The 22,823-nt window shown below is 50.2% G+C and carries 19 protein-coding genes and 1 pseudogene; 7 read left to right on the top strand and 13 right to left on the bottom strand.

The window, feature by feature from the left end:
• Positions 1 to 17: 17 nt before the first annotated feature.
• Both NYR52_RS04300 and NYR52_RS04295 read right to left on the bottom strand, forming a co-directional pair.
• Positions 18 to 752: a B3/B4 domain-containing protein gene (locus tag NYR52_RS04300; protein WP_022738359.1), complete on the bottom strand. Its 735-nt coding sequence runs from the start codon at positions 750 to 752 to the stop codon at positions 18 to 20.
• 132 nt (positions 753 to 884) lie between these two features.
• Positions 885 to 1,880 (bottom strand): fatty acid desaturase family protein, encoded by a 996-nt coding sequence (locus NYR52_RS04295; RefSeq protein ID WP_259436376.1) that lies wholly within the window; start codon positions 1,878 to 1,880, stop codon positions 885 to 887.
• A gap of 381 nt (positions 1,881 to 2,261) precedes the next feature.
• Between NYR52_RS04295 and NYR52_RS04290 the strand changes: the two genes are divergently transcribed.
• A complete protein-coding gene (locus NYR52_RS04290; protein ID WP_259436375.1) occupies positions 2,262 to 3,698 on the top strand; it encodes an NAD(P)/FAD-dependent oxidoreductase in 1,437 nt (478 codons plus the stop codon).
• A gap of 60 nt (positions 3,699 to 3,758) precedes the next feature.
• Here NYR52_RS04290 and NYR52_RS04285 read toward each other — a convergent pair whose 3' ends face one another.
• The gene (locus tag NYR52_RS04285) at positions 3,759 to 4,637 is read right to left on the bottom strand and encodes a LysR family transcriptional regulator (protein ID WP_259436374.1); all 879 of its coding nucleotides are present in this window, start codon (positions 4,635 to 4,637) and stop codon (positions 3,759 to 3,761) included.
• A 173-nt stretch (positions 4,638 to 4,810) separates the two neighbouring features.
• On the opposite strand from NYR52_RS04285, the gene NYR52_RS04280 reads away from it, so the two are divergent.
• On the top strand, positions 4,811 to 5,749 hold the full coding sequence (locus NYR52_RS04280; RefSeq protein ID WP_022738354.1) for a DMT family transporter: 939 nt from the start codon (positions 4,811 to 4,813) through the stop codon (positions 5,747 to 5,749).
• 89 nt (positions 5,750 to 5,838) lie between these two features.
• On the opposite strand, the gene NYR52_RS04275 is transcribed toward NYR52_RS04280, so the two are convergent.
• The 3 genes from NYR52_RS04275 to NYR52_RS04265 form a co-directional block, all read right to left on the bottom strand.
• Positions 5,839 to 6,810 (bottom strand): DMT family transporter, encoded by a 972-nt coding sequence (locus NYR52_RS04275; protein WP_259436373.1) that lies wholly within the window; start codon positions 6,808 to 6,810, stop codon positions 5,839 to 5,841.
• Positions 6,811 to 6,956: 146 nt separating this feature from the next.
• On the bottom strand, positions 6,957 to 8,126 hold the full coding sequence (locus NYR52_RS04270; RefSeq protein WP_259436372.1) for an MFS transporter: 1,170 nt from the start codon (positions 8,124 to 8,126) through the stop codon (positions 6,957 to 6,959).
• 87 nt (positions 8,127 to 8,213) lie between these two features.
• Complete coding sequence (locus NYR52_RS04265) at positions 8,214 to 8,948, bottom strand: M15 family metallopeptidase (RefSeq protein ID WP_375163195.1); 735 nt, start codon at positions 8,946 to 8,948, stop codon at positions 8,214 to 8,216.
• An 829-nt stretch (positions 8,949 to 9,777) separates the two neighbouring features.
• Between NYR52_RS04265 and NYR52_RS04260 the strand changes: the two genes are divergently transcribed.
• Entirely contained in the window at positions 9,778 to 10,968 is a 1,191-nt protein-coding gene (locus NYR52_RS04260) for a glycine C-acetyltransferase (protein WP_259436370.1), read from the top strand.
• 86 nt (positions 10,969 to 11,054) lie between these two features.
• Positions 11,055 to 12,020: an L-threonine 3-dehydrogenase gene (locus tag NYR52_RS04255; protein ID WP_132219799.1), complete on the top strand. Its 966-nt coding sequence runs from the start codon at positions 11,055 to 11,057 to the stop codon at positions 12,018 to 12,020.
• Positions 12,021 to 12,077: 57 nt separating this feature from the next.
• Here NYR52_RS04255 and trhA read toward each other — a convergent pair whose 3' ends face one another.
• The 3 genes from trhA to ald all read right to left on the bottom strand — a co-directional run bounded on the left by trhA (position 12,078) and on the right by ald (position 15,802).
• On the bottom strand, positions 12,078 to 12,740 hold the full coding sequence (gene trhA, locus NYR52_RS04250) for a PAQR family membrane homeostasis protein TrhA (protein WP_246026819.1): 663 nt from the start codon (positions 12,738 to 12,740) through the stop codon (positions 12,078 to 12,080).
• Between the two features lie 89 nt (positions 12,741 to 12,829).
• Complete coding sequence (locus NYR52_RS04245) at positions 12,830 to 14,437, bottom strand: PucR family transcriptional regulator (protein ID WP_259436369.1); 1,608 nt, start codon at positions 14,435 to 14,437, stop codon at positions 12,830 to 12,832.
• A 231-nt stretch (positions 14,438 to 14,668) separates the two neighbouring features.
• A complete protein-coding gene (gene ald, locus NYR52_RS04240) occupies positions 14,669 to 15,802 on the bottom strand; it encodes an alanine dehydrogenase (RefSeq protein ID WP_259436368.1) in 1,134 nt (377 codons plus the stop codon).
• Positions 15,803 to 16,182: 380 nt separating this feature from the next.
• Between ald and NYR52_RS04235 the strand changes: the two genes are divergently transcribed.
• Positions 16,183 to 16,428 (top strand): hypothetical protein, encoded by a 246-nt coding sequence (locus NYR52_RS04235; protein ID WP_022738343.1) that lies wholly within the window; start codon positions 16,183 to 16,185, stop codon positions 16,426 to 16,428.
• Between the two features lie 147 nt (positions 16,429 to 16,575).
• Here the strand turns inward: NYR52_RS04235 and NYR52_RS04230 are convergent, their stop codons facing one another.
• On the bottom strand, positions 16,576 to 17,496 hold the full coding sequence (locus tag NYR52_RS04230) for a proline dehydrogenase family protein (protein WP_022738341.1): 921 nt from the start codon (positions 17,494 to 17,496) through the stop codon (positions 16,576 to 16,578).
• Positions 17,497 to 17,694: 198 nt separating this feature from the next.
• On the opposite strand from NYR52_RS04230, the gene NYR52_RS04225 reads away from it, so the two are divergent.
• Together NYR52_RS04225 and NYR52_RS04220 are read left to right on the top strand one after the other, a co-directional pair.
• Entirely contained in the window at positions 17,695 to 19,059 is a 1,365-nt protein-coding gene (locus NYR52_RS04225; RefSeq protein ID WP_246026818.1) for a sigma-54 interaction domain-containing protein, read from the top strand.
• A 143-nt stretch (positions 19,060 to 19,202) separates the two neighbouring features.
• On the top strand, positions 19,203 to 20,153 hold the full coding sequence (locus NYR52_RS04220) for a class I SAM-dependent methyltransferase (RefSeq protein ID WP_022738339.1): 951 nt from the start codon (positions 19,203 to 19,205) through the stop codon (positions 20,151 to 20,153).
• Here NYR52_RS04220 and NYR52_RS04215 read toward each other — a convergent pair.
• From NYR52_RS04215 to NYR52_RS04205, 3 genes and pseudogenes are all read right to left on the bottom strand, one after another.
• Positions 20,150 to 20,920: a DeoR/GlpR family DNA-binding transcription regulator gene (locus tag NYR52_RS04215; protein ID WP_259436367.1), complete on the bottom strand. Its 771-nt coding sequence runs from the start codon at positions 20,918 to 20,920 to the stop codon at positions 20,150 to 20,152. The two genes, NYR52_RS04220 and NYR52_RS04215, sit on opposite strands and share 4 nt — an antisense overlap.
• A gap of 267 nt (positions 20,921 to 21,187) precedes the next feature.
• A pseudogene (locus tag NYR52_RS04210) lies at positions 21,188 to 21,700 on the bottom strand (mismatch-specific DNA-glycosylase).
• A 91-nt stretch (positions 21,701 to 21,791) separates the two neighbouring features.
• Positions 21,792 to 22,685 carry a dimethylarginine dimethylaminohydrolase family protein gene (locus NYR52_RS04205; protein ID WP_132219796.1) on the bottom strand — a complete coding sequence of 298 codons (894 nt, stop codon included), beginning with the start codon at positions 22,683 to 22,685 and terminating at the stop codon, positions 21,792 to 21,794.
• Between the last annotated feature and the right edge of the window lie 138 nt (positions 22,686 to 22,823).

Genomic DNA, 22,823 nt, shown 5'->3' with positions numbered 1-22,823 from the left:
AAAACCCTCCAGTTAATTTAAAAAGAACAGGTTGAACCTGTTTCTTCACATTCATCTAATGGAAGCATTAGGCTGGCCGATGGTTTGTGTTGGTCCAGTGAATACAGCGAAGAGCAGATCACACCGGAGCCGAGTAGGTCCGCCAATTGGCGCAGGGCCAGGGTGGCTCGGGATCGATCCTCGGCTTTTGCCCCATCCGCAAAGAAGATAGCGGTGCGGGTCGCCTCGGTTATCTTGGTCGCTTCTGCATCGCGATGATTCCAATAAGCGCAGAGGATGCGCTTTTTGTCGGCATACACCACGGCATCCGCATCCAGTGTGAGAGGAGTCTGCATGCCGATGCCATAAAACAACTCACCCCCCGCGCTCAACCGCAGGATGATTTCATCCCGCACCGTATCCAAATCATACGCGCCCATGCATAGTTGATAGGACAAGGAAATGGCATTGTACGCATCCACCACCGGATGGATCCCAAAGACCGGCTTTTGTTTCACCGCCCGTTTATAAAGGCTTTCAAACGAACACAGATATTTGCTGGGTTTGATGCCCATAGATTGATAAACGGCCCGCCAACCCGTACTCACTTCCTTAGCCCGGTCGTGGTCGATGCGAGTTTCCACCGTGGCGAGATAATCTCGAATCAATTCGTGGTTCACGCGATGCAGGTTGGATGCCAGCATAAAATGAACATTGGCGTCGGGATAGCGCTGGACTATTTTTTCATCCAATGATACATGAAAGGACTTCATTGCGGTTCAACTCCATCTTTCATAAGAGTATGATTGATGGCCGGAAACCCTTGTCCCCATGAGGGCCAACAATGAGCGAAACGCATGGGAACATTCGGATTTGGGGCCATCGGTTATTTGGTGCAAGGTTGCTTAATTCAATTTTGCAAAGCGGCCCCCGATGTCTTCAATGACGGAACGCACCCCCGGCAGCAATGACTTGAAGTATCCTGAACAATGGTGCGCTTCCCTGTATTCAGGCAATTCCATTAAAATCAAATGCGCCTTCCTCAAATTGTAGTGGGGAACGGCAGGAAACAAATGATGCACCAGATGATAATTGTCATGATGCGGATGAATGAGAAATCGTTCAATGGGGTTACCAAACGTATTTCTGCTGGATAAGAGTAAATTTGTGCTTTTTAAACCGGAATGTTCCGCCATTTCCGCCCAATACCGAAGCACCTGAAAGGTTGTTAACAGGGGGACAAACCAGAATAAAATCAAGTCCATCCAAAAGTCAAACAGAATGGAGCTTCCTATGATTACAATCCAGTAGAGAAAGCGACTCCATTTTTCCGTCAAGCTCTCATCTTTGGAAAAGAGGTTCACACGAATTGTCCCATATATGTATTTGGGCACATGAAGCAAAAAAATAGGTTTGACGACATGGGCAAACAAAAACTTCCATGGGTCTTCTTGGGGCTTGTCCAAACCAACTAGCTCATAGCGCTTAGTGTCAGGGTCTTTCTCGGTATCCCATAAATACTTGTGATGAGAGAAATGGGACTTGCAATAAGTGCTGTAAGAAGTGAATACGGGATAAGCGGCAAACAACGAACCGATCCAACGGTTAAGTACGCGGTTTTTAAACAGCAGGGCATGGCTTGCCTCATGCATTAAGTTATCAAACGCCCTCATTCTGCTACCAATGATGAGGATGGACAAGAAGTAGACCCAAACCGAGGGGAAAAGCTTATACATGATGATAGAAAGGGCAATGAGGCCCCAATCATAAGCCAACGCAAAAAAATTGTACCAATTGTTTCTCTCTTGAAGTTTTTGAATCCGTGTTCGAATTTCTTTGGGAAACTGCACTCTTTTGATAGCTAAATCTTCTTGGTTGTGAGCTAGCTTTATAGACCTCATTGTTATCATCTCCTTCAACCTTTAAATATATTATATATTTATAATTTAATAGATCAATGATTTAGACTTTAAAATCAAATTCAAATAATGTTTATTTTGTATTGATTGTCATAACAAACTCATGGATATACATTTTAATGATTTGGATTAAAATGCAACTGTAGTACTAGATTACCCGTTTCTCCGCATTCACAGCACAAAATGGATATGATGCATGGGGTAGATTCATTCCCCACATCCGTTACAGAGCCAGGACATACGCTTATTCGGTCAAAATCAACGATTCTCGATATGAGTCTGATAAAGCGACTCCCATTTTGGGTAAGATGACATGAGAGCAACGCATTTGACATCCATTCTGGCAAACACGGAGGCGTTCGCATGAAAAACCGCTATGATGTGATTGTTGTGGGTGCTGGGCCCGCCGGAATCTTCACTTGCTACGAGTTGACATTGCGGTGCCCGGAAGCCAAGGTCTTGCTGATTGACAAAGGGCACGACATCCACCGTCGCAATTGCCCTATTTTGCAGAAAAAAATTCAGAAATGCCCGCCCGCCGCCGGAAAAAAAGATTTCGCCGGTTGTGTGCCGGCTTGCTCCATCACCAATGGTTTTGGCGGTGCCGGGGCCTACTCCGACGGAAAGTTCAACATCACCAGCGAATTCGGCGGCTGGATGACGGACTATCTGGATGCGGAAACGGTAGTTGAGTTGATTAAATATGTGGATCAAATCAATCTGAAACACGGAGCCAGCGATGTGCTGACTGATCCTCTGACTGAACGGGTGCGCGAGATCGAAAAGCGCGCATACTCTGCCGGACTCAAATTGCTCCGCGCCCAAGTACGACATTTGGGCACGGAACAAAACCTCAAGATTTTGACCAGCATCTATGAATACCTACAAGATAAAATTGAGATGCGCTATCAAACAGAAGTGGCCGATCTGGTGACGGAGAAAGCCGAAGGTGTGCATCATGCGTGCGGGGTCGAGCTTAAGGACGGCACCACCCTGCTTGCTGATAAGGTGGTGATCGTCCCCGGACGAGATGGCTCGCATTGGCTAGGCAATCTGCTTAAAAAACGGCGCATCAAAATGAGTGCCAACCAAGTGGATATCGGGGTTCGGGTGGAAACCTCCAACCTGGTGATGGAAGAGATCAACGAACATCTGTATGAGGGCAAATTTATCTTCAACACTTCTGTCGGCACCAGAGTGCGCACATTTTGCTCCAATCCGTCCGGCCACGTAGTGGTTGAGAACCATTCAGGGATCATGCTGGCCAACGGACATGCTTACAAAAACCCCGAACTCGGCAGCAACAACACCAACTTCGCGCTGTTGGTCTCCCATCAGTTTGCCGATCCATTCGACCAACCGACCGAGTACGCCCACGCCATTTCCCGATTGGCTAACCAATTGTCCAATGGCGGGGTGATCGTACAAAAATATGGTGACATCAAAAAAGGGCGCCGCTCCACTCCCAAACGGATCAAAGAAGGGTTTATCTCCCCGACATTGAAGGAAGCGGTGCCCGGCGACTTGGGACTGGTCCTACCCTACAACACCATGAAAAGTTTGATTGAAATGCTGGAAGCCTTGGATAAAGTCACCCCTGGTATCGCCGCAGAACACACTCTCTTCTACGGAGTCGAAGCAAAATTTTACTCCGCCCGCCCCAAACTAAACCGCCATTTCGAGTCGGAGATTGCCGGCTTGTATTTGGGCGGAGACGGAGCGGGCGTCACGCGAGGATTGGCCCAGGCTGGAGCGTGCGGGGTTTGGATCGCGCGCGATATCGCCAGCAAGTTAGGGTAAGATAAAGCTTTTTAGACCCATATACAAAAGGCCCCGATGAAGGGGCTTTTGTTTTTAAGTTCAACTCCCCGATTGTCCTGCTGGCTGGGGAGCACCCCACCACTGCCGGATCACCCGCTCCCATGCCGGGGTATACACTACGTCAATGGAGCGGCAAAATTGTGCATCTCGAACAGGTTTGGTCACCAACGCGGGCATATGCAAATGCTCGGCCATCATCCGCGGCACAAACGAAATGCCAATGCCCCGCGCTACATACATGGGGATGGACTCATTCGCATCCAGCTCCAGTACCGTCTTTGGCGGAATTCCCCACCGTTCGCAACACCTGAGCCATGATTCCCGCATGTCGCACGGTTCTTTGTACACCACCAACGGCTGCGTCAAAAAATCTTGGGGCGCAAGCGACGGCAACTGAGCCAAAGGATGCGAAACAGGCAATACGGCGACGTAAGGCTCTTCCAACAAGCGCCGGGACAACATCCCCGAACCGCCGACAAAGTCTTGCACAAACACTACATCACACCTTCCCTCCCGCCATTTGGCAATCAGCTGGTCGGTGGTATCTGCCACGGTCATCTCCACTGTTTGGCCGCGGGTGTGGAGATCATGGATAAACGAAGGGAGAAAATAGCTGACCAGGCTGGGCAATCCTCCCATCCGTAGCGGCGCCTCCTCGGCAAACTGCCTCATTTCCCGCTCGATTTGTTCAGCTTCCGCCAAAATGGCACGCGCCCGGCTATATAAGTGCCGGCCTGCCTCTGTCAAGACCACTCCCGTCGTTTTCCGAATTAACAATCGGCATTGCAGCTGTTCTTCCAATTGGCTCATCTGTTTGGTGAGAGCCGGTTGGGAAACGAATAACGCATCGGCCGCTTTGTTCAAACTCCCTTGTTCCACAACAGTGGCAAAGGCATGCAATTGTCGCAACGTAAACACGATTCGCTCTCTCCTGCCTTGCAAAAGTGAAGACAACAACATTTTGATTGGACACGGTTATCTTATACACGGGATATAACTTGAGGTTATAACGGTATCTCTTTTTGATCATACCATGGGTTCCCGCTTCCTGATATCCTATTCCTCATCAACACACGAAAGCGGGGATCATCATGACTTGGATCACTTGGTTCGGTTACGCACTGATGTGCCTCATCTACGGTACTTCCTTTCTAGCTATTAAACTGGGGCTTGGTGACGGCATGCCCCCCTTCTTGGCGGCCGGCCTGCGCTTTGCCATTGCTGGCGGCTTGCTCTGCCTATGCCTCGGTCTATCCAAACGGTGGCAATCCCTTGACTGGCGAACATATTTGGAGTTAGCGTGGATCGGATTCTGCATGACAACCGTTCCCTTCGCCGCGCTGTACTGGGCGGAGCAACACATTGATTCAGGGGAAGCCGCCCTGTTGGTGGCGACATCCCCCCTCTTCAGCGCCATCCTCGCCCTGCTCTTCAGGCAACTCACTTTTACATGGATGCTGGTGGCAGGCTTGCTCTTGAGCGGTGGCGGGATGGTGTTCGTCATCGGCGAGACTCCCTCGGCCTTCCAACTCGGCTCTCTCCCGTTTTATGGAAAATTGGCCATCGTCCTGTCTGAATTTATTCACGGACTCGGTGCCATTCACGCCAAACGGCTCATGGACAAGGTGTCACCCGCCACACTTAACGGATGGCAAATGGTCTTCGCCAGTTTCGGTCTGTTCGCGCTTTCTTTGTTGATAGAAAGAAACGCGCAAGTCGATTTCACGCCGGTTACTCTCCTGTCCCTGCTCCACTTGAGCATCGTGGTCTCCATCGTCGCCTCTGGCCTGTTTTATTGGTTAATGCGTGAAACCAATCCGCTGTTCCCTGTCACATGGACCTATGTGTCACCGGTGATCGCCGTAGCTGTGGGAGCTCTGTTCCTGAATGAACGCGTCACGCTTGCCCACATCATCGGTGGCGCATGCGTCCTGATCGGTATCATCGTGATGAATCTCAAAACCAAACAACCCAGATCTGACTCCTCAACCACATCTCTGTCAAACGCAAACAAGCCGACCAGCGTCTAGGTCGGCTTGTTTTCAATGCAGGGCGAAACGCGATGTTCATGCCACCGGGCATACGCTTACATGCTGACAACAGCAGAGCCGCGCTTGGCTTACAACTCCGGCTTGGCCGATGGGCGGGGGGCATGCTTTCGGTGGGACAGATAACTATGGAAAATCATGCCGATCACAACCAGGCCCATGCCCGCCCAAGACCACAGTGACGGCAGTTCCGCTTGCAACCAAACCACTTCCATCAACACGGCAAACAGCACCTCAGCTGATTGCGTCGCTTCGACGGCGGCCAATTGTTGCATATCTCCCTTCACCATATCCGTCGCCTGGAAAAACAGCACCGTGGCCACCACTCCCGAGCACAGCGCTACCAATAACGACTGGAAGAGTTGGCTTTCGCTCGGCGCTCCAACCGTCAACCCGCCATAGATGGACAGCGCCAACCAAAACGGGAGACTCGCCAGCGTCATGCCCAATACCCGCTGATATGCGTCCAATTTCCCTTCGCAAACCTCCATCATTTTCCGATTGCCCAGTGGATAAGCGAATGAGGCCACCAGCACCGGGAGGATTCCCCCGACGATCTCTGTGAGGGAGAGTTGGCGGGCATGCTCCAACTGCATCAGCGCAATCCCTACGACGATCAACATGGAGACACCCAGAGCGAGCCATGGAATCGTTTGGCGGACTTTTCGCACGCCCGTCGGCGTCTGCACCTCCTCCCAAAAGAAGGGCGCCAACAAGGTACCCGATATAATCGTCACCTGCCATGTACCGGCGATCAACCAGCCGGGGCCGTATGCCGCCGCAAAGCACATCGGGGCGTAAAACAAACCAAACCCCACCATGCTCCATCCCAGCCAAGGGAGGGGATGAGCCCGCATATGGGCGAAGAGCGGCTTCACATTTCGACGCAAGCCCACGATCAGGAACAAAAAGGGCACCATAAACCAATATCGCAACGACGCACTCAAAATCCAGCTCCCTCCGGACAATTCCATCGCCCGATTCAACACAAAAGTAAACGCAAAAAAGAATGCCGCGATCACACCTAACAGTATCGGCCGCATCTTGCCATCCTCTCCCATCCAAACAAGGTCGTATTCTATTAAAAACTGAATGGTATGACTCCTTTACACAAAAACATTCTACCACACACCCGTGGTAGAATGCCCTATTAAAAAACATTTATAGAAGAAATTGATATAAGAGGTCTTTAGCTTGACGTTGACGCCGTGGGCAATGGTTGCCGTTTCAAGGCACCATGTAACAAAAACACCAGCCCGAAGCTAGGCATCGTCAACGCCGCCATCAGCAAGAAAGGCAATTGCGGCGACACTGCGTAGGCATATCCGCACAAAATCGTCAATAGCCCCGTGCCAAGCCCCATCGCCAAGGAAGCGTACGCTCCCTGCGCGGAAGGGATATATGCATTGGGTACCCATTGGTTGACGAATCGCATATAAGCAAAATGAGTCAAGCCAAACGTAATTGCATGCAACACTTGCGTGATGATAAACACCGTTGCATCGGGAAACAGGTAAATCGCTCCCCAACGAACGACGGACGACACCGCAGCAATGAAAAACATCACCGCAATCGGCACGTTGGCCATAAACCGGTCAGCAACATAGAAGAACCCGATCTCAGCGACAACTGCCACAATCATGATCAAGCCAATCTGGGAGTTATCAATCCCCAGCTTCTGCAGATAAACGACACCATAGCTGTTATATGCGGCATGTGCCCCTTGCAGCAAAATGCATATCAACAGGCACCAAATGAAAGCACGTGACTTGAATAGCTTGCGCATGGACACGTTGTCCCTGGTGGACGCTTTTGTGGCGAACTGGTTGGACACCCCGACAAAAGAGTGCAGATATACAATGATTAGTCCAATAAACAAAACATATAGGGTGCTAGCATCCCCCAGCCGGGATGTAATCCAGCCCGTCACATACAGGCCGACGATGTATCCCACCGAACCCCACAAACGGCTTCGTCCATAATCAATCTGTTTCTCTTTGGCCAACATGTTGGCGATGGTTTCATTCATCGGCAATAACACCGGATATGTCCAAGCAAACAACACGGTCAGAACCAAGATGGGCACAAAGCCTTGAAATGGAATAAATCCGAGCAAGATGACCGCCGACAAGAAAGGAAGCCATCGCGCCAGCTGAGACAAAGGGGCCACGCGGCATAAGGCTGGATAACCATACAACGTGGACACAGACCGCACAATCAGACTGAGAGAGACAAACCAACCGGCTTCTTCAATCGAAAAGCCTTTCGTCTTAAGCCAAGCTGTCCAATATGGAATAAAGACACCCCAGGTGAAAAAAAACAAATAAAATTGCACTGACATGCCTGCTTGTTTATTCATTCCTCCAACTCCCCAAACAGATAAAGCCGACCCAACATATTGGGTCGGTTGTTTTATATATTATGATCTGTCATCAGACCACATCTGTTATTTTGGTGATACTGAATAATACTCTTCCAAGACAATGCCTCTGCTCTTGATCTCTTGGGCTATTTCCTTGCCAACATAGCGGATGTGCCAAGGTTCGTATCCATAGCCAGTCACATCTTCTTTCCCTTTGGCATAGCGAATGATAAAACCAAATTCGTGCGCATGGTCCGCCAACCAACGCCCTTCCGCAGTTGCGGCAAACGACTCGATCAAACGGAAGCCCACACTGCGGGCCGACACGTCCATCGCCAAGCCAGTTTGGTGCTCGCTATGACCAGGCACAGCGTTATATTTGTCTGTGCTCTCTTTCCCTTTTCTCCTTAACGCCGACTCATAAGTCGCTTGTTGCCTTTCATAAGAACGGTACCCTGATACAGCAACCAGCTCAATCCCTTGTTTTTTTGCTGCGGCAAACAATTGCTCCAGCGCTTGGGCCGCCTCTTTGCGCATCAACTTTTTCTCATCCTTGCCCCATGAAGAAAACGGCACATCGGGCTGTATCAAGTCTGCAGGCTTATACCCCGACGGCAAAGCACGTTGTTTGTTGACCAGTACCGCGAGCGAAGCCGGGTCTGACGGAATCGCAATCACCTGTTTGGCTGGCGGTTTGGACACAGGTTGATCTTCCGGCTTGGCTTGTTTGGTTGCCGTCTCTTTGGAAGGGGTTGGCGTCGAATCGTTAGCAGCCAGTGATCCCCCGCAACCGCCCAAAAGAAGAGCCGCTCCTAACATCAAAGTAGCCAGGTGAATCGATTTTTTTGTCTTGCGCACTCTCTCCCCTCCTACGTAACGCATATTATCTCAATCAATGTAAACCTCTCTTACCTCTCTCTGGAGAACATGGCTAAGGTAGAGCGAAACTCATCTTCCATACCCTTCATGCGCCAAGCGCGTGCATGCGGAAAAATTGGCTCCGCTCATCAACAGCATTAAAAAAAACAATTTCGTTCTAAGCTATTTCAAAACCATCTTATGGACAAAAATAACGAGAGGACCGTGTTTTAACACGTTTCCCCATTCGCTTCTCGTCCATCGACGATCGAGACGACATTTGAAAAACACGACGCAAAACATGCCTGTGATTCTCCAATATAAAATAATAACTTAAAATGAGCAGAGATATAAGGGGCAATCCCCAACGTTAGCAAAATAACCATATCTTCGGAAAAGCGAAAGCTATCTTGTTTGCCCATTGAGATTGTAGAAAGAACTTGAAGCAATCGGAAATATTTGCCACCAACAGCTGGATAAGACCTGGTCCGAACAGGCCCACCCACATTCCGAACAACATGTATCCATTCATCATTTATTTGGTTCATTTCAACATATAAACCCAATAAAACCTTTTTATAACAAATTCATGCTTACGGGACCAAATGCCCATACTTATGAAGAAAGAAAAAATATTTTGTCCACCTGGCATAAACACAATGAAAAAAATATGTTAAAGTAATGGTGTAAACCGCGTCATGACAGCGCTTGCATGCGATTCATTTGTCCATTCACCATGGACAAATGTTTACGAACAAAAGAATACCCGGGACTTTGGAGGGATTTTATCGTGTCAAGCAAGGTATTATCACAATTCTTACAGGAAAATTTACAAGAACTGAAAGAAAAAGGACTTTATAATGTGATCGATCCTCTGGAAAGCGCCAACGGACCTGTGATCAAGATTGATGGACGGGAATTGATCAACCTCTCTTCCAACAACTATTTGGGTCTGGCCACCGATCCGCGGCTTAAAGAAGCGGCCATCAACGCGATCGAAACATACGGGGTCGGTGCTGGTGCCGTTCGGACCATCAATGGTACCCTCCAACTTCACGTCGAGCTGGAAGAAACCCTTGCTGCTTTCAAAAAGACGGAAGCAGCCATTGCCTACCAATCTGGATTCAACTGCAACATGGCAGCGCTTTCAGCTGTAATGGACAAAAACGACGCCATCTTGTCTGACGAGTTGAACCATGCTTCGATCATTGATGGTTGCCGCCTCTCCAAAGCGAAAATCATCCGCTTCAACCACTCCGACATGGATGACCTGCGCCAAAAAGCGAAAGAAGCAAAAGAATCCGGCCTTTACAACAAAATCATGGTCATTACCGACGGTGTCTTTTCTATGGATGGGGATATCGCCAAACTTCCGGAAATCGTGGAGATTGCCGAAGAATACGATCTCATCACCTATGTGGATGACGCACACGGCTCCGGCGTGTTGGGTGGTGGCGCTGGTACAGTCAAACACTTCGGCCTGTCTGACAAAGTGGATTTCCAAATCGGCACCTTGTCCAAAGCAATTGGCGTAGTCGGGGGATATGTGGCTGGGAAACGAGAACTGATCGATTGGCTCAAGGTACGCAGCCGTCCGTTCCTGTTCTCCACTGCCTTGACGCCAGGTGATGTGGCCGCGGCGAAAAAAGCGATTGAAATCCTGATGGACAGCACCGAACTGCAGCAAAAACTGTGGGATAACGCCAATTACCTGAAACAAGGCCTGAAGGAGCTGGGCTTTAACATCGGCGACAGTGAAACACCGATCACGCCTTGCATCATCGGGGGCGAAGTGGAAACGCAGGCATTTAGCAAACGCCTGAACGAAGAAGGTGTTTACGCCAAAGCAATCGTGTTCCCAACCGTACCACGCGGAACCGGACGGGTGCGCAACATGCCTACTGCCGCACACACCAAAGAGATGCTGGATCGCGTCTTGGAGATCTATGCCAAAGTGGGTAAAGAAATGGGAATCATTTAATGGTTTCACAACGCAGCAATCCTTAGCACTTCATTAGATGCAAGTCACCTGATGACAAATCGTTCCATTTGGTTGGAGGAAGACTTATGAAAAGAATCCTTGTTACTGGAGCCTTGGGGCAAATCGGATCAGAACTCGTTATGCGTTTGCGGGAAATCTATGGCGCAAGCCATGTAATCGCCACTGACATCCGGCGGACGGATAGTCCCGTCGTGGAATCGGGCCCCTTTGAAATATTGGATGTCACCGATGCTGAAGCGATGTACGCCGTCGCCAAAAAACGGCAGGTGGACACCATTATCCATCTGGCAGCATTGCTGTCGGCAACCGCCGAAGCCAAACCCCTCTTGGCTTGGAATCTAAACATGGGCGGATTGGTCAACGCCCTCGAAGTAGCCCGCGAGCTGGATTGCCAATTTTTCACCCCCAGCTCAATCGGTGCCTTTGGCCCTTCTACACCCAAAGACAACACTCCGCAGGACACTATTCAGCGTCCTACCACCATGTACGGGGTAAACAAAGTATCGGGCGAATTGTTGTGTGATTATTACTACCATAAATTCGGAGTGGATACCCGTGGCCTCCGTTTCCCGGGATTGATTTCCTATGTGGCTCCCCCCGGCGGCGGCACGACCGATTATGCGGTGGAAATCTATTATGAAGCGATCAAGCAGGGCCGGTACACTTCTTACATCGCACAAGGCACATACATGGACATGATGTATATGCCCGACGCCTTGAACGCCATCATCACCTTGATGGAAGCCGACGCCGCCAAGCTGAAACATCGCAATGCCTTTAATGTGACGGCGATGTCCTTTGAACCGGAAGAGATTGCCGCGGCCATCCGCAAGCATATCCCCTCCTTTACCTTGGACTATGATGTCGATCCAGTGCGCCAAGGAATCGCCGAAAGCTGGCCCAATTCCATCGACGCCACGGCGGCCAAGGAAGAATGGGGTTTCAAAGCCGCTTATGATTTGGAAAAAATGACAGCGGACATGTTGCAAAAGCTGAGTGAAAAACTTACTCCCGCCAACTTGCACCCGTAACGGCAACATCATAAACAACAAAAAACGTCTCCCCATCTATCCGGGGAGACGTTTTTGTTATGATTGCATTCCCAGCGGAATGATATATGCAACCATCATGGCGAAGTGGACACCGGAACCGGCAGAGACAAACAGATGGAAAATCTCATGAAACCCAAATTTTTGGGGAAAGAAATCAAATATCTTGGTGGCATAAATGATAGAGCCGATGGTGTACAACACACCGCCCACGATCATCAGGATGATTGCCCCCAGCGGTAGCACTTTCACCAGTTTGACAAAAGGAATCACCGCGATCCATCCAAGTGTGACATAAAACGCAGTCGACACGTTACGCGGAAGGTGGATGAAGGCAATTTTCAAGACAATACCTATGACGCACATCACCCAGATCACCGTTAACATGACCGTTCTCCACAGTCCGTCCAACCCATGATAAAAAACTGGAGTGTAGGAACCGGCAATCAGCAGGTAAATGGCGCAGTGGTCGATCTTCTTCAGGATCAGTTCCTTCTTTGGTGTCGTTCTCACCCAATGATAAATCGAACTGGCAGCATACAGCAAAATGAGACTAACTCCGTAGATGGTCATAGTGATCAAGGTAGAGATGTTTTCACGGCTCAACAAGATCAGGTATACCAAGCCGACAACCGCCGCCAAACAGGTGACAAAGTGGGTCCAAGTATTGACGGGTTCTTTCATTTTCAACGCATTCCACATATTCACATCTCTCCTTGTAAAGGTCGTGCCTGGCAACTCAGGTTGACGCGTAAAAGCAGCAGAAAAACCATGTTAATGCGCGGCCGCCACTACCAGTCTCTTTTCTTTTGGCGCGCTGACAAGAATCGATAGCCGGAGACGGCCGTTTCCAACGCGAGGCGTCGGGCGGGTGCTTCCCAATCATCCCCCAGCATGGCAGCGATTTGTTCCAGGCGGTAGTACAAGGTTTGCCTGTGGATGAACAAAGATTTGGCCGTCTGCTGTTTTTGCAGGCCAGTTTGAAAGTACACTTCCAAGGTGCGCACCAAGTTCGTCTTGTTTCTGGCGTCGTATTGCAACAATGGGCCCAAGTGAAGGTCGACAAAAGATTGCACTGCCGCCGTGTCCATATGCAAAAACAGTTGCCATGCCCGCAACTTCTCATAATGGATCAGCGTATGCGTACCCATGACGGCGCTCCCTTCCTCCTCATCCTGGAGATCATCCCGAGGCACTTCGTCCATGGACAAAGCCAGACAGGCTTCTTCCCACGCTTTAGCCATCCGGTCAAGATGGTCAAGCCGATGGCTGACCCCCACTTTCCATCGGGTCGTCAAGCGCGGATGGAGTCGACGGAATTGTGCGAACAGCATGTCAAACCCTTTGTCAACACGAGCGATAAAGGGGTCAGCAGCAAATGTTTGCTGTTCGGCGAGGATGATCGCCAAGCGGTTCTCCACCGGAGCCACCCAGACTTTGATCCCTTTCTGCTCAAACACATGTTGCATCATACGGATCAGCTGCACCAAAAACACTCGCCCCAGTCCGCTCTCATCCGCAAACGTCCACTCGTCTTGGCTCAGCGCACACAGCACGCAATTTTTCCGTTTCTCAAACACCCCGAGCAGGCTCGACGGCACCTCGCCCCGCTTGCCGCCTACCAAATCGACCATCCACCGCTTGCCTTCTTCCAGCTCCCACTCTTCGGACAAAAATTGGCGCAAATACTCTTGGGCGATGGCGATCATCACACGATCGATGATCAGGTTCAAATACTCCGTCAGCTTGCGGGTGGTTTTGATGTAAAGTTCGCCGATGTTCACTTCTAACACCGTGATTGGGCGACGAAGCGCGTTCTTCTTCATCGGCGTTTCCGTCTCGGGGTAGATGAACGTCTTGCCCAGATAATCTTCAATCCAGACCACAAAGCCGGTTTCCTTGTGCAGGAGTTGCAGGATTTTTCTCAACCCCTGCGGTTGCAAAGTCAATTGCAAAAATTGGGTCGAGATGCGCTCCAACGACAACAGCTGGTCTTGATGCCGCGCGATCAGCCAAGTGTGGATGTCCTGCGTGATCTCCACGAATGAGACCGGCTCCTCAAAGATGATGATGGGAAACTGGCTTTCATCGGCAAAGCGCTTGACCGCCTCCGGAATGACGACGAATTGGTGTACCATCTCAATCGACAATGCGGCCACTTTGCTTTCAACGAGCTCACGGACATAATCCAGCTTCAGCTCTTTCTCCTCACCTATCCCTACCCCGGTCATCAGCACCAACTCCCCGCCTTTGACATAGGAAGAGCCGTCAAGGATCTCCAGCACATGAACCCAGCGAACGGCGCGGTTCAACCCGCCTTGCCCGGCAATAACCTTTGCCTTTTGAAACAAGGGGCGTTTTAACATTTCTGCTACGGTGAAAGAATCAAGGATATTCATCTTATCTCACCCCCTTGCCACTGATTATTTCCGTCATAAACCCAATAATCCTATTGTAAAGAACTTTGCTGTGAAATGATAGTGATGACTAATAACTCCATCACCTTTTCCCATCGCTTCTCTTATAGCAGAGCCGCACACCAGCAAATCACAAAAAAACAAGAGAGGCGGCATGTTCGCCACCTCTCTTGTTTATCTGCGTGTGGTGTTTTAGGAGTGAATCGGTTTTTATTAATGAACGACGGATTCTTTGCGCAGGACTTCTGCCAACTCTTGGAAAGGCAGTCCATGAGCTTCCGCTACCGCGCGGCAAGTCAACACACCATCCAGCGTGTTTACCCCTTTGGCGAGGGCTTTGTTTTCGGAAACCGCCTGTACTACCCCTTTATTAGCAAGCTGCAATCCGTATGGTACCGTTACGTTGGTCAGGGCCAGCGTGGAAGTACGAGCGACCGATCCCGGGATGTTGGCCACTGCATAATGCAAGACGCCGTGTTTTACATAAGTTGGGTTGCTGTGTGTGGTGATGCGGTCAACCGTTTCAATGGAACCACCTTGGTCGATGGCCACGTCCACGATCACCGATCCTTCTTCCATGCTTTTCACCATGTCTTCCGTCACCAACCGCGGTGCGCGCGCACCAGGGATCAGCACGGCGCCGATCAGCAGATCCGCTTTTTTGACTGCATTGGCCAAGTTGTAAGAATTGGACATCAATGTTTTAACCCGTCCTTGGAACAGATCGTCCAATTGGCGCAGACGATCGGCGCTGATGTCGAAAATGGTTACACTTGCGCCAAGGCCCACTGCCATTTTTGCGGCGTTTGTACCTACAATACCGCCACCGACAATCACGACTTCCGCAGGCAACACGCCGGGCACGCCACCGAGCAGAACCCCTTTGCCGCCTTTCGCTTTCTCCAGGAATTGGGCACCGATTTGGATCGACATCCGTCCTGCCACTTCACTCATCGGAGTCAACAGTGGCAATGAACCGTTGTCCAGTTGGATCGTTTCATAAGCGATCGCCGCCACTTTGTTGTCGATCAGCGCTTTCGTCAACTCCGGTTCCGCCGCCAGGTGCAGGTATGTGTAAAGAATGAGGCCTTCACGGAAATAACCGTACTCTTCCTTCAACGGCTCTTTCACTTTCATCACCATATCGGCCGACCATGCCTCTTTGGCGCTGGAAACGATTTTCGCACCCGCTTCCTTGTACGCTTCATCACTGAATCCGCTTCCCAGACCAGCGCCTGTTTCCACCCACACTTCATGCCCTTGGCCGATAAAGGCTGCTACGCCGCCCGGGGTCAAACCAACCCGGTTTTCGTTGTTTTTTATTTCTTTAGGTACACCAATGATCATCGCCATCACCTTTACATTCAGTATGATAAAATAAAGTATAAAACCAAAGGAAAACGATTACATTAGACAACATGTATAAACTCAAGCCGTTTTCCTTCAACATCCTGCCAACGTCACCCATTTGATGCGCAAACCTGCTATGATAGAGTTGGTTTATTCATATCAACCAATGTCCATTCCATTTTCAGCAATGCATCCGGCGCTGTCCGGATGGGACTAGGGCGTGTCTGATGGAAAAGGTTTTTGCACCGCTTCTTCCCACTAACTTGATCTGCCAGACACACCCTAACCAGTGGCCGCGCTTGGAATGGGCATCGACTATCGTAACACGCACCATAGGTCATAATCATCGTTGTTACGCATCTTAGGAGGAGACCTACATGAAGGTACTAGGTGTTGTCTTTAAAGATCGGATTGATCTAAAACTCTTTTTCGTCGTCATGGAAAACCAAGTTCATCTGGAAGTGTGGGACATTCTACACAATTATCACTTTGAAGCGTTGGATGTCTGCCATCCTCTGCATGAACCCCTGACATTTGATCTAATGCATCAGATGTTGCAGGACATGTCTCACAAATTCGATGAACTTTATCCCGACTATCTCGAAAAATTGACGGCGTTATAGTAGTAGCGAGAATAAGAGAGGCTAGCTTTTGGGGTGAAGAGCGAGGGGCGGGTACCAAACCCATTTCCCAGCCGCTCACGGAAAGGTTATCCATCAAAAAACCGGCCCACAGACAAACGTCCGAAAGCCGGTCAGTAAAACGGAATCTTATTTTTTGAACATCGACTTCAACACAAACGCGACATTGGCCGGACGCTCGGCCAAGCGGCGCATGAAGTAGCCGTACCAATCGTTGCCATAAGGCACATACACCCGCATCGTGTATCCTTCTCTAGCGAGTTCCAGCTGTCTTTGCACCCGGATGCCATACAGCATTTGGAATTCAAACTGCGAGAAGGGGATATGGTGCTCTTTCACAAACTTTTTGACGTGTTCAATCACGTTATCATCATGTGTGGCGATGGCTGCGTAGTTCCCGTAAAGAAGGTGTTTCTCGATGATCTTGATGAAATTGCGGTCCACATCTTCTTTGGCCGGGAAAGCCACTTCTGGCGATTCTTTGTACGCACCTTTCACCAAGCGCAGGTTTGGCTTGAACTTGTTCAACTCATCGATATCCTGCTCTACTTTGTACAGATATGCTTGCACGACCAAGCCTACGGTTTCACCGTATTCTTCCCGCAACTCACTAAAAATGTCCATGGTGATTTGATTGTGTTCGTAATCTTCCATGTCGATCCGCACAAAGTTGTTGAGGCGTTTGGCGCAATCAAGAATGCGGCGCATGTTTTTCATGCACAGTTCTTTCGAAATGTCCAAACCCAACTGCGTCATTTTTAATGACAGATTGGACTTTACACCCGCTTCTGCAATCGCTTCCAAAGTACGGATGCAATAATCAGCCGATTCGATTGCTTCTTCTTCACTAAATACGAATTCGCCTAAATGGTCCAACGTCGCAACAATGCCTTTTTCATTCAGCTCTTTGACTGTGGAGATCGCCGCTTTGATGGTTTCACCGGCCACGAATCGGTTCGCCCCAAACCGAAGCCCCCATTTTTTAGCCGCTTTATTGGCTACTTTGTTTTTTGACAAGAATAAAAACATATCCCGCATCAATTGTTCCATCATAATCTCCCCTTGTGCCTTTCCTGTTTTAGTAATAAACAATCTAGCAAAAATCATACCAACTTATTTTCACAGGATTTGGCGGCCATTTATTCACTAAATGTACACAAAGGTGTTCAATCACTTGCACATCTATGTTTAATCGATTACACTTTTGTTCATGATTATCAACCCGGCACTGGGTAGGAGGAAACGCCATTGTTACACGCGGAAACGATTTTAAACACCTTGTTGGACATGGTCAGCGAAGCGATCACCATTGTCGACACAGACGGGACGGTGCTTCACTGGAACAAAGCCGCAGAACAGCTGTATGACATTCCCGCGGCAAAGATCGTCGGCAAAAACATATCGGACTTCAGCTGGAATTCCCTCATGATTTCACGCATGTTGGAAGAAGGGCAACCAATTCAGGAGGCCTACCATGAACCACGCCCCGGCGTGTACGTCTTGGTGAACACATCCCCTATTTTCCGAAACGGCACCATGATCGGAGCCATTTCTTGCGAACAGGATGTGACCAAATTGGTCCGCTTGGGGAATGAATTGTTTTCCACCACTTCCCAGCTCCACACTCTGGAAGAAAAAATCAGCCAACTGGCCTCTGCCCCGGACCCTTTCCACCGCATCAAAGGAAACGGCCCGGCCATTTTGCAAGCGGTGCAAGTGGCTCGCCGCGTCGCACCAACCGACGCGACCGTGCTCATCACCGGCGAATCGGGGGTCGGCAAAGAGTTGTTCGCCCATGCCATTCATCATGGTAGCCAACGGGCCAAACACCCCTTTGTCGCCATCAATTGCGGAGCGATCCCGGCTTCCCTATTTGAAAGCGAGCTGTTCGGCTACCAGGGGGGCGCCTTCACAGGCGCGGATCGAACAGGAAAAGCGGGCAAGCTGGAGTTGGCACATAAAGGAACCCTGTTTTTGGATGAGATCGGCGAACTTCCCTTGGATATGCAAGTAAAATTGTTGCGCGTGTTACAAGAGAAACAATTTTACCGCGTGGGAGGAACCGAACCCGTCAAAGTGGACATCCGCATCATCGCCGCCACCAACCGGAATTTGGAAGAGCGCGTCAACGCGGGCGCTTTTCGTGAAGATCTCTTCTACCGCCTCAATGTGGTGTCAATCGAAGTGCCTCCCCTCCGCGATCGGATCGAGGACATTCCCGAATTAATCCAATTGTTCGCCAGGGAAATCGCTGTGCAATACGGCAAGCCCAATCCTGAATTCAGCCCGGAAGTACTGGTTACCTTAATGAACTACAATTGGCCCGGAAATATCCGTGAGCTTCGTAACATCATCGAACGGCTGGTAATCCTGACCGAAGATGGACCGATCAGCCGTGAGCATTTGCCAACCGCCGTGCAAGTACCCCGTCTCCATGCTGAAGCACCACTCCCCCCTACTCTCCCCAGCGGCATGGGGGAAGAAATCTCCGAATATCACGCGATACAAAATGCACTACGCACCACTTATGGGAACAAAGCGGCTGCCGCCAAGTTGTTAGGCATCTCCCGGGGAACGCTCTACAACAAAATGAAAAAGTACGGGTTGCGATGAGGCTTGTCCATCACCACACAACAACCAGCCGCCCGCTTCATTCCGGACGGCTGGTTGCCTTTTGTCAAAATGAAAGAGACATATCCATAGAAATATCGAATATATAGAAAGAAATATCGGTGCTTAGAGGTGAGTTCACTTTCATGATCCGATCGACCAACGAAAGGCGCCAGTCAGGGCAGGCCAGTTGGACTGCTGAATTTGCCGCTTGGTTCCGCGCATTGGAAAAAAGCTTCCCTAAAGAGCGCCGTCTGTTTGAAGACCCTTTTGCTGTGCGGTTTATTTGCACCCCTTTGCAAGCGGCCACCCAGTTTGCCCGCCTACCCTTCATTGGCAGAATTGTGCCGATGTTGCTGGATCGCTTTGGCCCCGGTGCTCGAACCTCAGGGGTGGCTCGCACCCGCTTGATTGATGATCACCTGACCCATGCCTTGGAACAGGGCATAAACCAAGTGGTGATCTTAGGATCTGGCTTCGATAGCCGTGCTTACCGCATCCCGCGCATGCGAAACGTGCGGGTGTTTGAAGTGGATCAACCGCACACGCTCTCCGCCAAGCGAAAAAAGCTGGCCGGCTTGCTCGGCCAATTGCCCACAAGCGTGACGTTTGTCGAAACCGACCTCAATGTGCAGCAATTGGAACGAACCTTGAGCGCCGCCGGCTTCGATCCATCCCAACCCGCTTTTTTTATCTGGGAAGGCGTGACCCAATACCTGACTGAACAAGCGGTTGACAGCACTCTGCGCTTTATCAGCACCACCGCGCCCGGCAGTTTTCTGCTGTTCACCTATGTGCACCAACACGCCATCAAGCAGTTGGCAGCAGACAAAAAAACACGGCGCATCCACCGGTTGTTGGAACGTATCGGGGAACCGTGGACATTTGGGATGCTTCCCGAACAGTTGCCTGCTTATCTGGAGGCACGCGGATTGGTTTTGGTAGAGGATGTCAATGCCGTCACCTACCGGCGGAGATATCTAAACCCCGAAGGCCCCCATCTGGCGGGTTACCCGTTTTACCGCGCTGCCTTGGTACAAGTGAAGCAACGGGAAGCAGAGCCGCAGATCCGTTTTTTCCGCACCTATTTCTCTTAGCTCCACGCACCCGGCATCACCCTTATCACTTCCACCTCCGCCTGCGCCAATCTCTCCTGCCACTCCTCGGGCACATCGTCGGCAATCAGGACATCGATTTGTTCCAACGGGCACACTTTGAAAAATAGTTTTTTGTTAAACTTGGTGCGATCCACCAACACAATCACTTGTTCTGACTGAGCAATCATTTGCCGCACCACTTGCCCATCATCTTCACTCGGAAAATAAATGCCGTCCTCGGCCACTCCGCCCCCTCCCATAAAACACTTGTTAACATGGTATTCCTGCAACTTTTTTACCGTGCCCACCCCGTACAAATAGCGGCTGTGCGCATGGAACACTCCCCCGAGCAAATGAACGGTCACTCGCTCTTTCGTCGATAGAATATCGGCGATGTCAATGGAATTGGTCACCACGGTCACCTCTTCCGCCTGCAACGCTTGAGCGGCGTGTTGCACGGTGGTGGAGGTATCCATCAGCACCACATCCCCATCTTTGATGTGGCGGGCCGCCTCTGCCCCGATCCTACTCTTCATTTCACTCTTCAAATCGAGCCGTTTCTTGTAGCTTTCGATCTCCTTTTGCAACACGGGTAATACTGCTCCACCCCGTGTCCGGATGATGGCGTTTTGTTCGCTTAATTTCACCAAATCGCGGCGGGCCGTATCGCGTGATACACCAAACCGTTCACAAATCTCCTGCACACTCATGCGCTGATGTTCTTTGAGATACCGCATGATGGCGACCAATCTTTCTTCTTGGTACATGAAATCCTCCCGCTCGATCAGTATTCTTACGTAAATATAAGCATATTTAAGTTATATGGTCAAATATATTATAATTTCACTTACAATTACTTATACAGCGTTTTGCTTGACCGCTTCCGCTCGGGGTATAGTGGTACAAAGAGAGAGACGGAAATTGATGAACGGGGCGATAGCGTTACTCCAGCATGCGGGAGGCGTGATATCGCCGCCGTTCATCCCTATGTCATCTGCTGTGGCGCCTGACTTATTGCGCGTTCAGCGGATTTTTTATTGAGTCTTGATCAACCGCGCCAATTCAGCATAAATGGCCACGATCTCATCCAACTTCATGCGGACCAACCCGCTGGAAGAAGGGGCCACAAACTCCTACACCCCTGGAATGACGGATGATTCCTGCAATCCCCATGCGGCGCTTTTCTTGCCGCTATATTGGAGGTACACGCCTTTGCCCACGAAGCAGACCACTCGAGGGCGCCAGTCCGCAATCTTCTGCATCAGCCGAAGTCGCCCGACACGGTATTCCTCTTTCGTAATCTGGTCCGCCCGCTGGGTCGGACGCTCAACGATGTTGGTAAAGCCATAACCCAGCTTTAACAACTCCCTGTCTTCTTCCGCACGGTACAACCGCGGGGTTAATCCCGACAAGTGTAAGATTTTCCAAAATCGGTTGTGCGGATTCGCATAATGATGCCCGGTTTCCCCCGATTTAAGACTGGGGTTGAATCCGACGAACAAAATATCCAAATTGGGAGCCAAGTGGTCAGGAATAGCGGTTGGCAATCCCGCTCACCTCCGTTAGCGTGGTTCTTCGCGCTTGGCTCAGCTGTTTAGCGAACTGGCTCCCGCGCGCACTCATATTATGGCATAACCGTCAGTCACCGACAAAAACCCCGCCGCGGCGCAAAGGAAAGGTGATACACCGAAACGAACCACCCGATTTCGTAATTTCCGTGATGTCGATTTCATACACTTCCAACCCTGCTTTCCCCAACTCTTCATTGACACGTCTGTTTTGCGGCAAGCTGATGATACGTCCCTCACCTAGCGACAGCACATTGGTCGCCAGCCGAAACTGCTCTTCTTCAGTCACCTCGATCAATCGATAAAACCGGCGCAACGTTGCCAAGGACTCGATATCAAAGGCATCCACATACACCAATGCCACCCCAGGTGCAACCACATTCAAAATGCAGTCCAAATGCAGATACCGTGGTCGCACGGCAATAGTCGAAACCTGGTGGTGGGGAAACCATGCCTGCAACTCGTCCACCACCTCAGGGGACGTGCGATTGCCAACGCCAACCCAGATCTGGTGGCCGTCTATCATAATGTCTCCCCCTTCCAAGCTTCCACTCTGTACTTTGGTAAATGGGATGGCTTGTTTGCGAAGCCAAGCTTCTAACGCTTTCTCCTCCCCCCGCCGAATGGATTGCTCCATCCTTGACAAAATAAGGCGATTTCCAATCACCACGCCGATATCCCGAGTAAACACTTGTTCAGGAAGGGTGGGTACAGGCGACAACAACTCCACCCGGATGGACATATTAACCAAAAATTCAATAAATTCGTTAAATTGTTCGGTTGCCCGCGCCACATCAATGTTTTCCCGGAAATAATGTTGTTGCGTATGATTGATCACTTCTTTAATGGACATATAAGCAGGCGGACACATCAGCACCTCCTGCAATCGGTCATACTCGCTTTCACAATATACAGACCGCTCGATAAAATCACCCTCACGTTGTCTGCTTTTTGTGGTCGCCATCGGCGGTGTTCACTCCTTTCCGCTTCTTTGAACAGCCAACCATCCATCCCACCTGCCGCTCGCTTAACAGACGCACAACCGCATCGGCTGAACCTCTGTACTAGGTTCAGTTCCCACTTCATTTGCCTTTCAAACAGC

Origin of the sequence: Laceyella sacchari, assembly GCF_024927925.1 — a bacterium.
Lineage (GTDB): Bacteria > Bacillota > Bacilli > Thermoactinomycetales > Thermoactinomycetaceae > Laceyella > Laceyella sacchari.
This window is presented reverse-complemented; position numbering and strand designations above follow the sequence as displayed.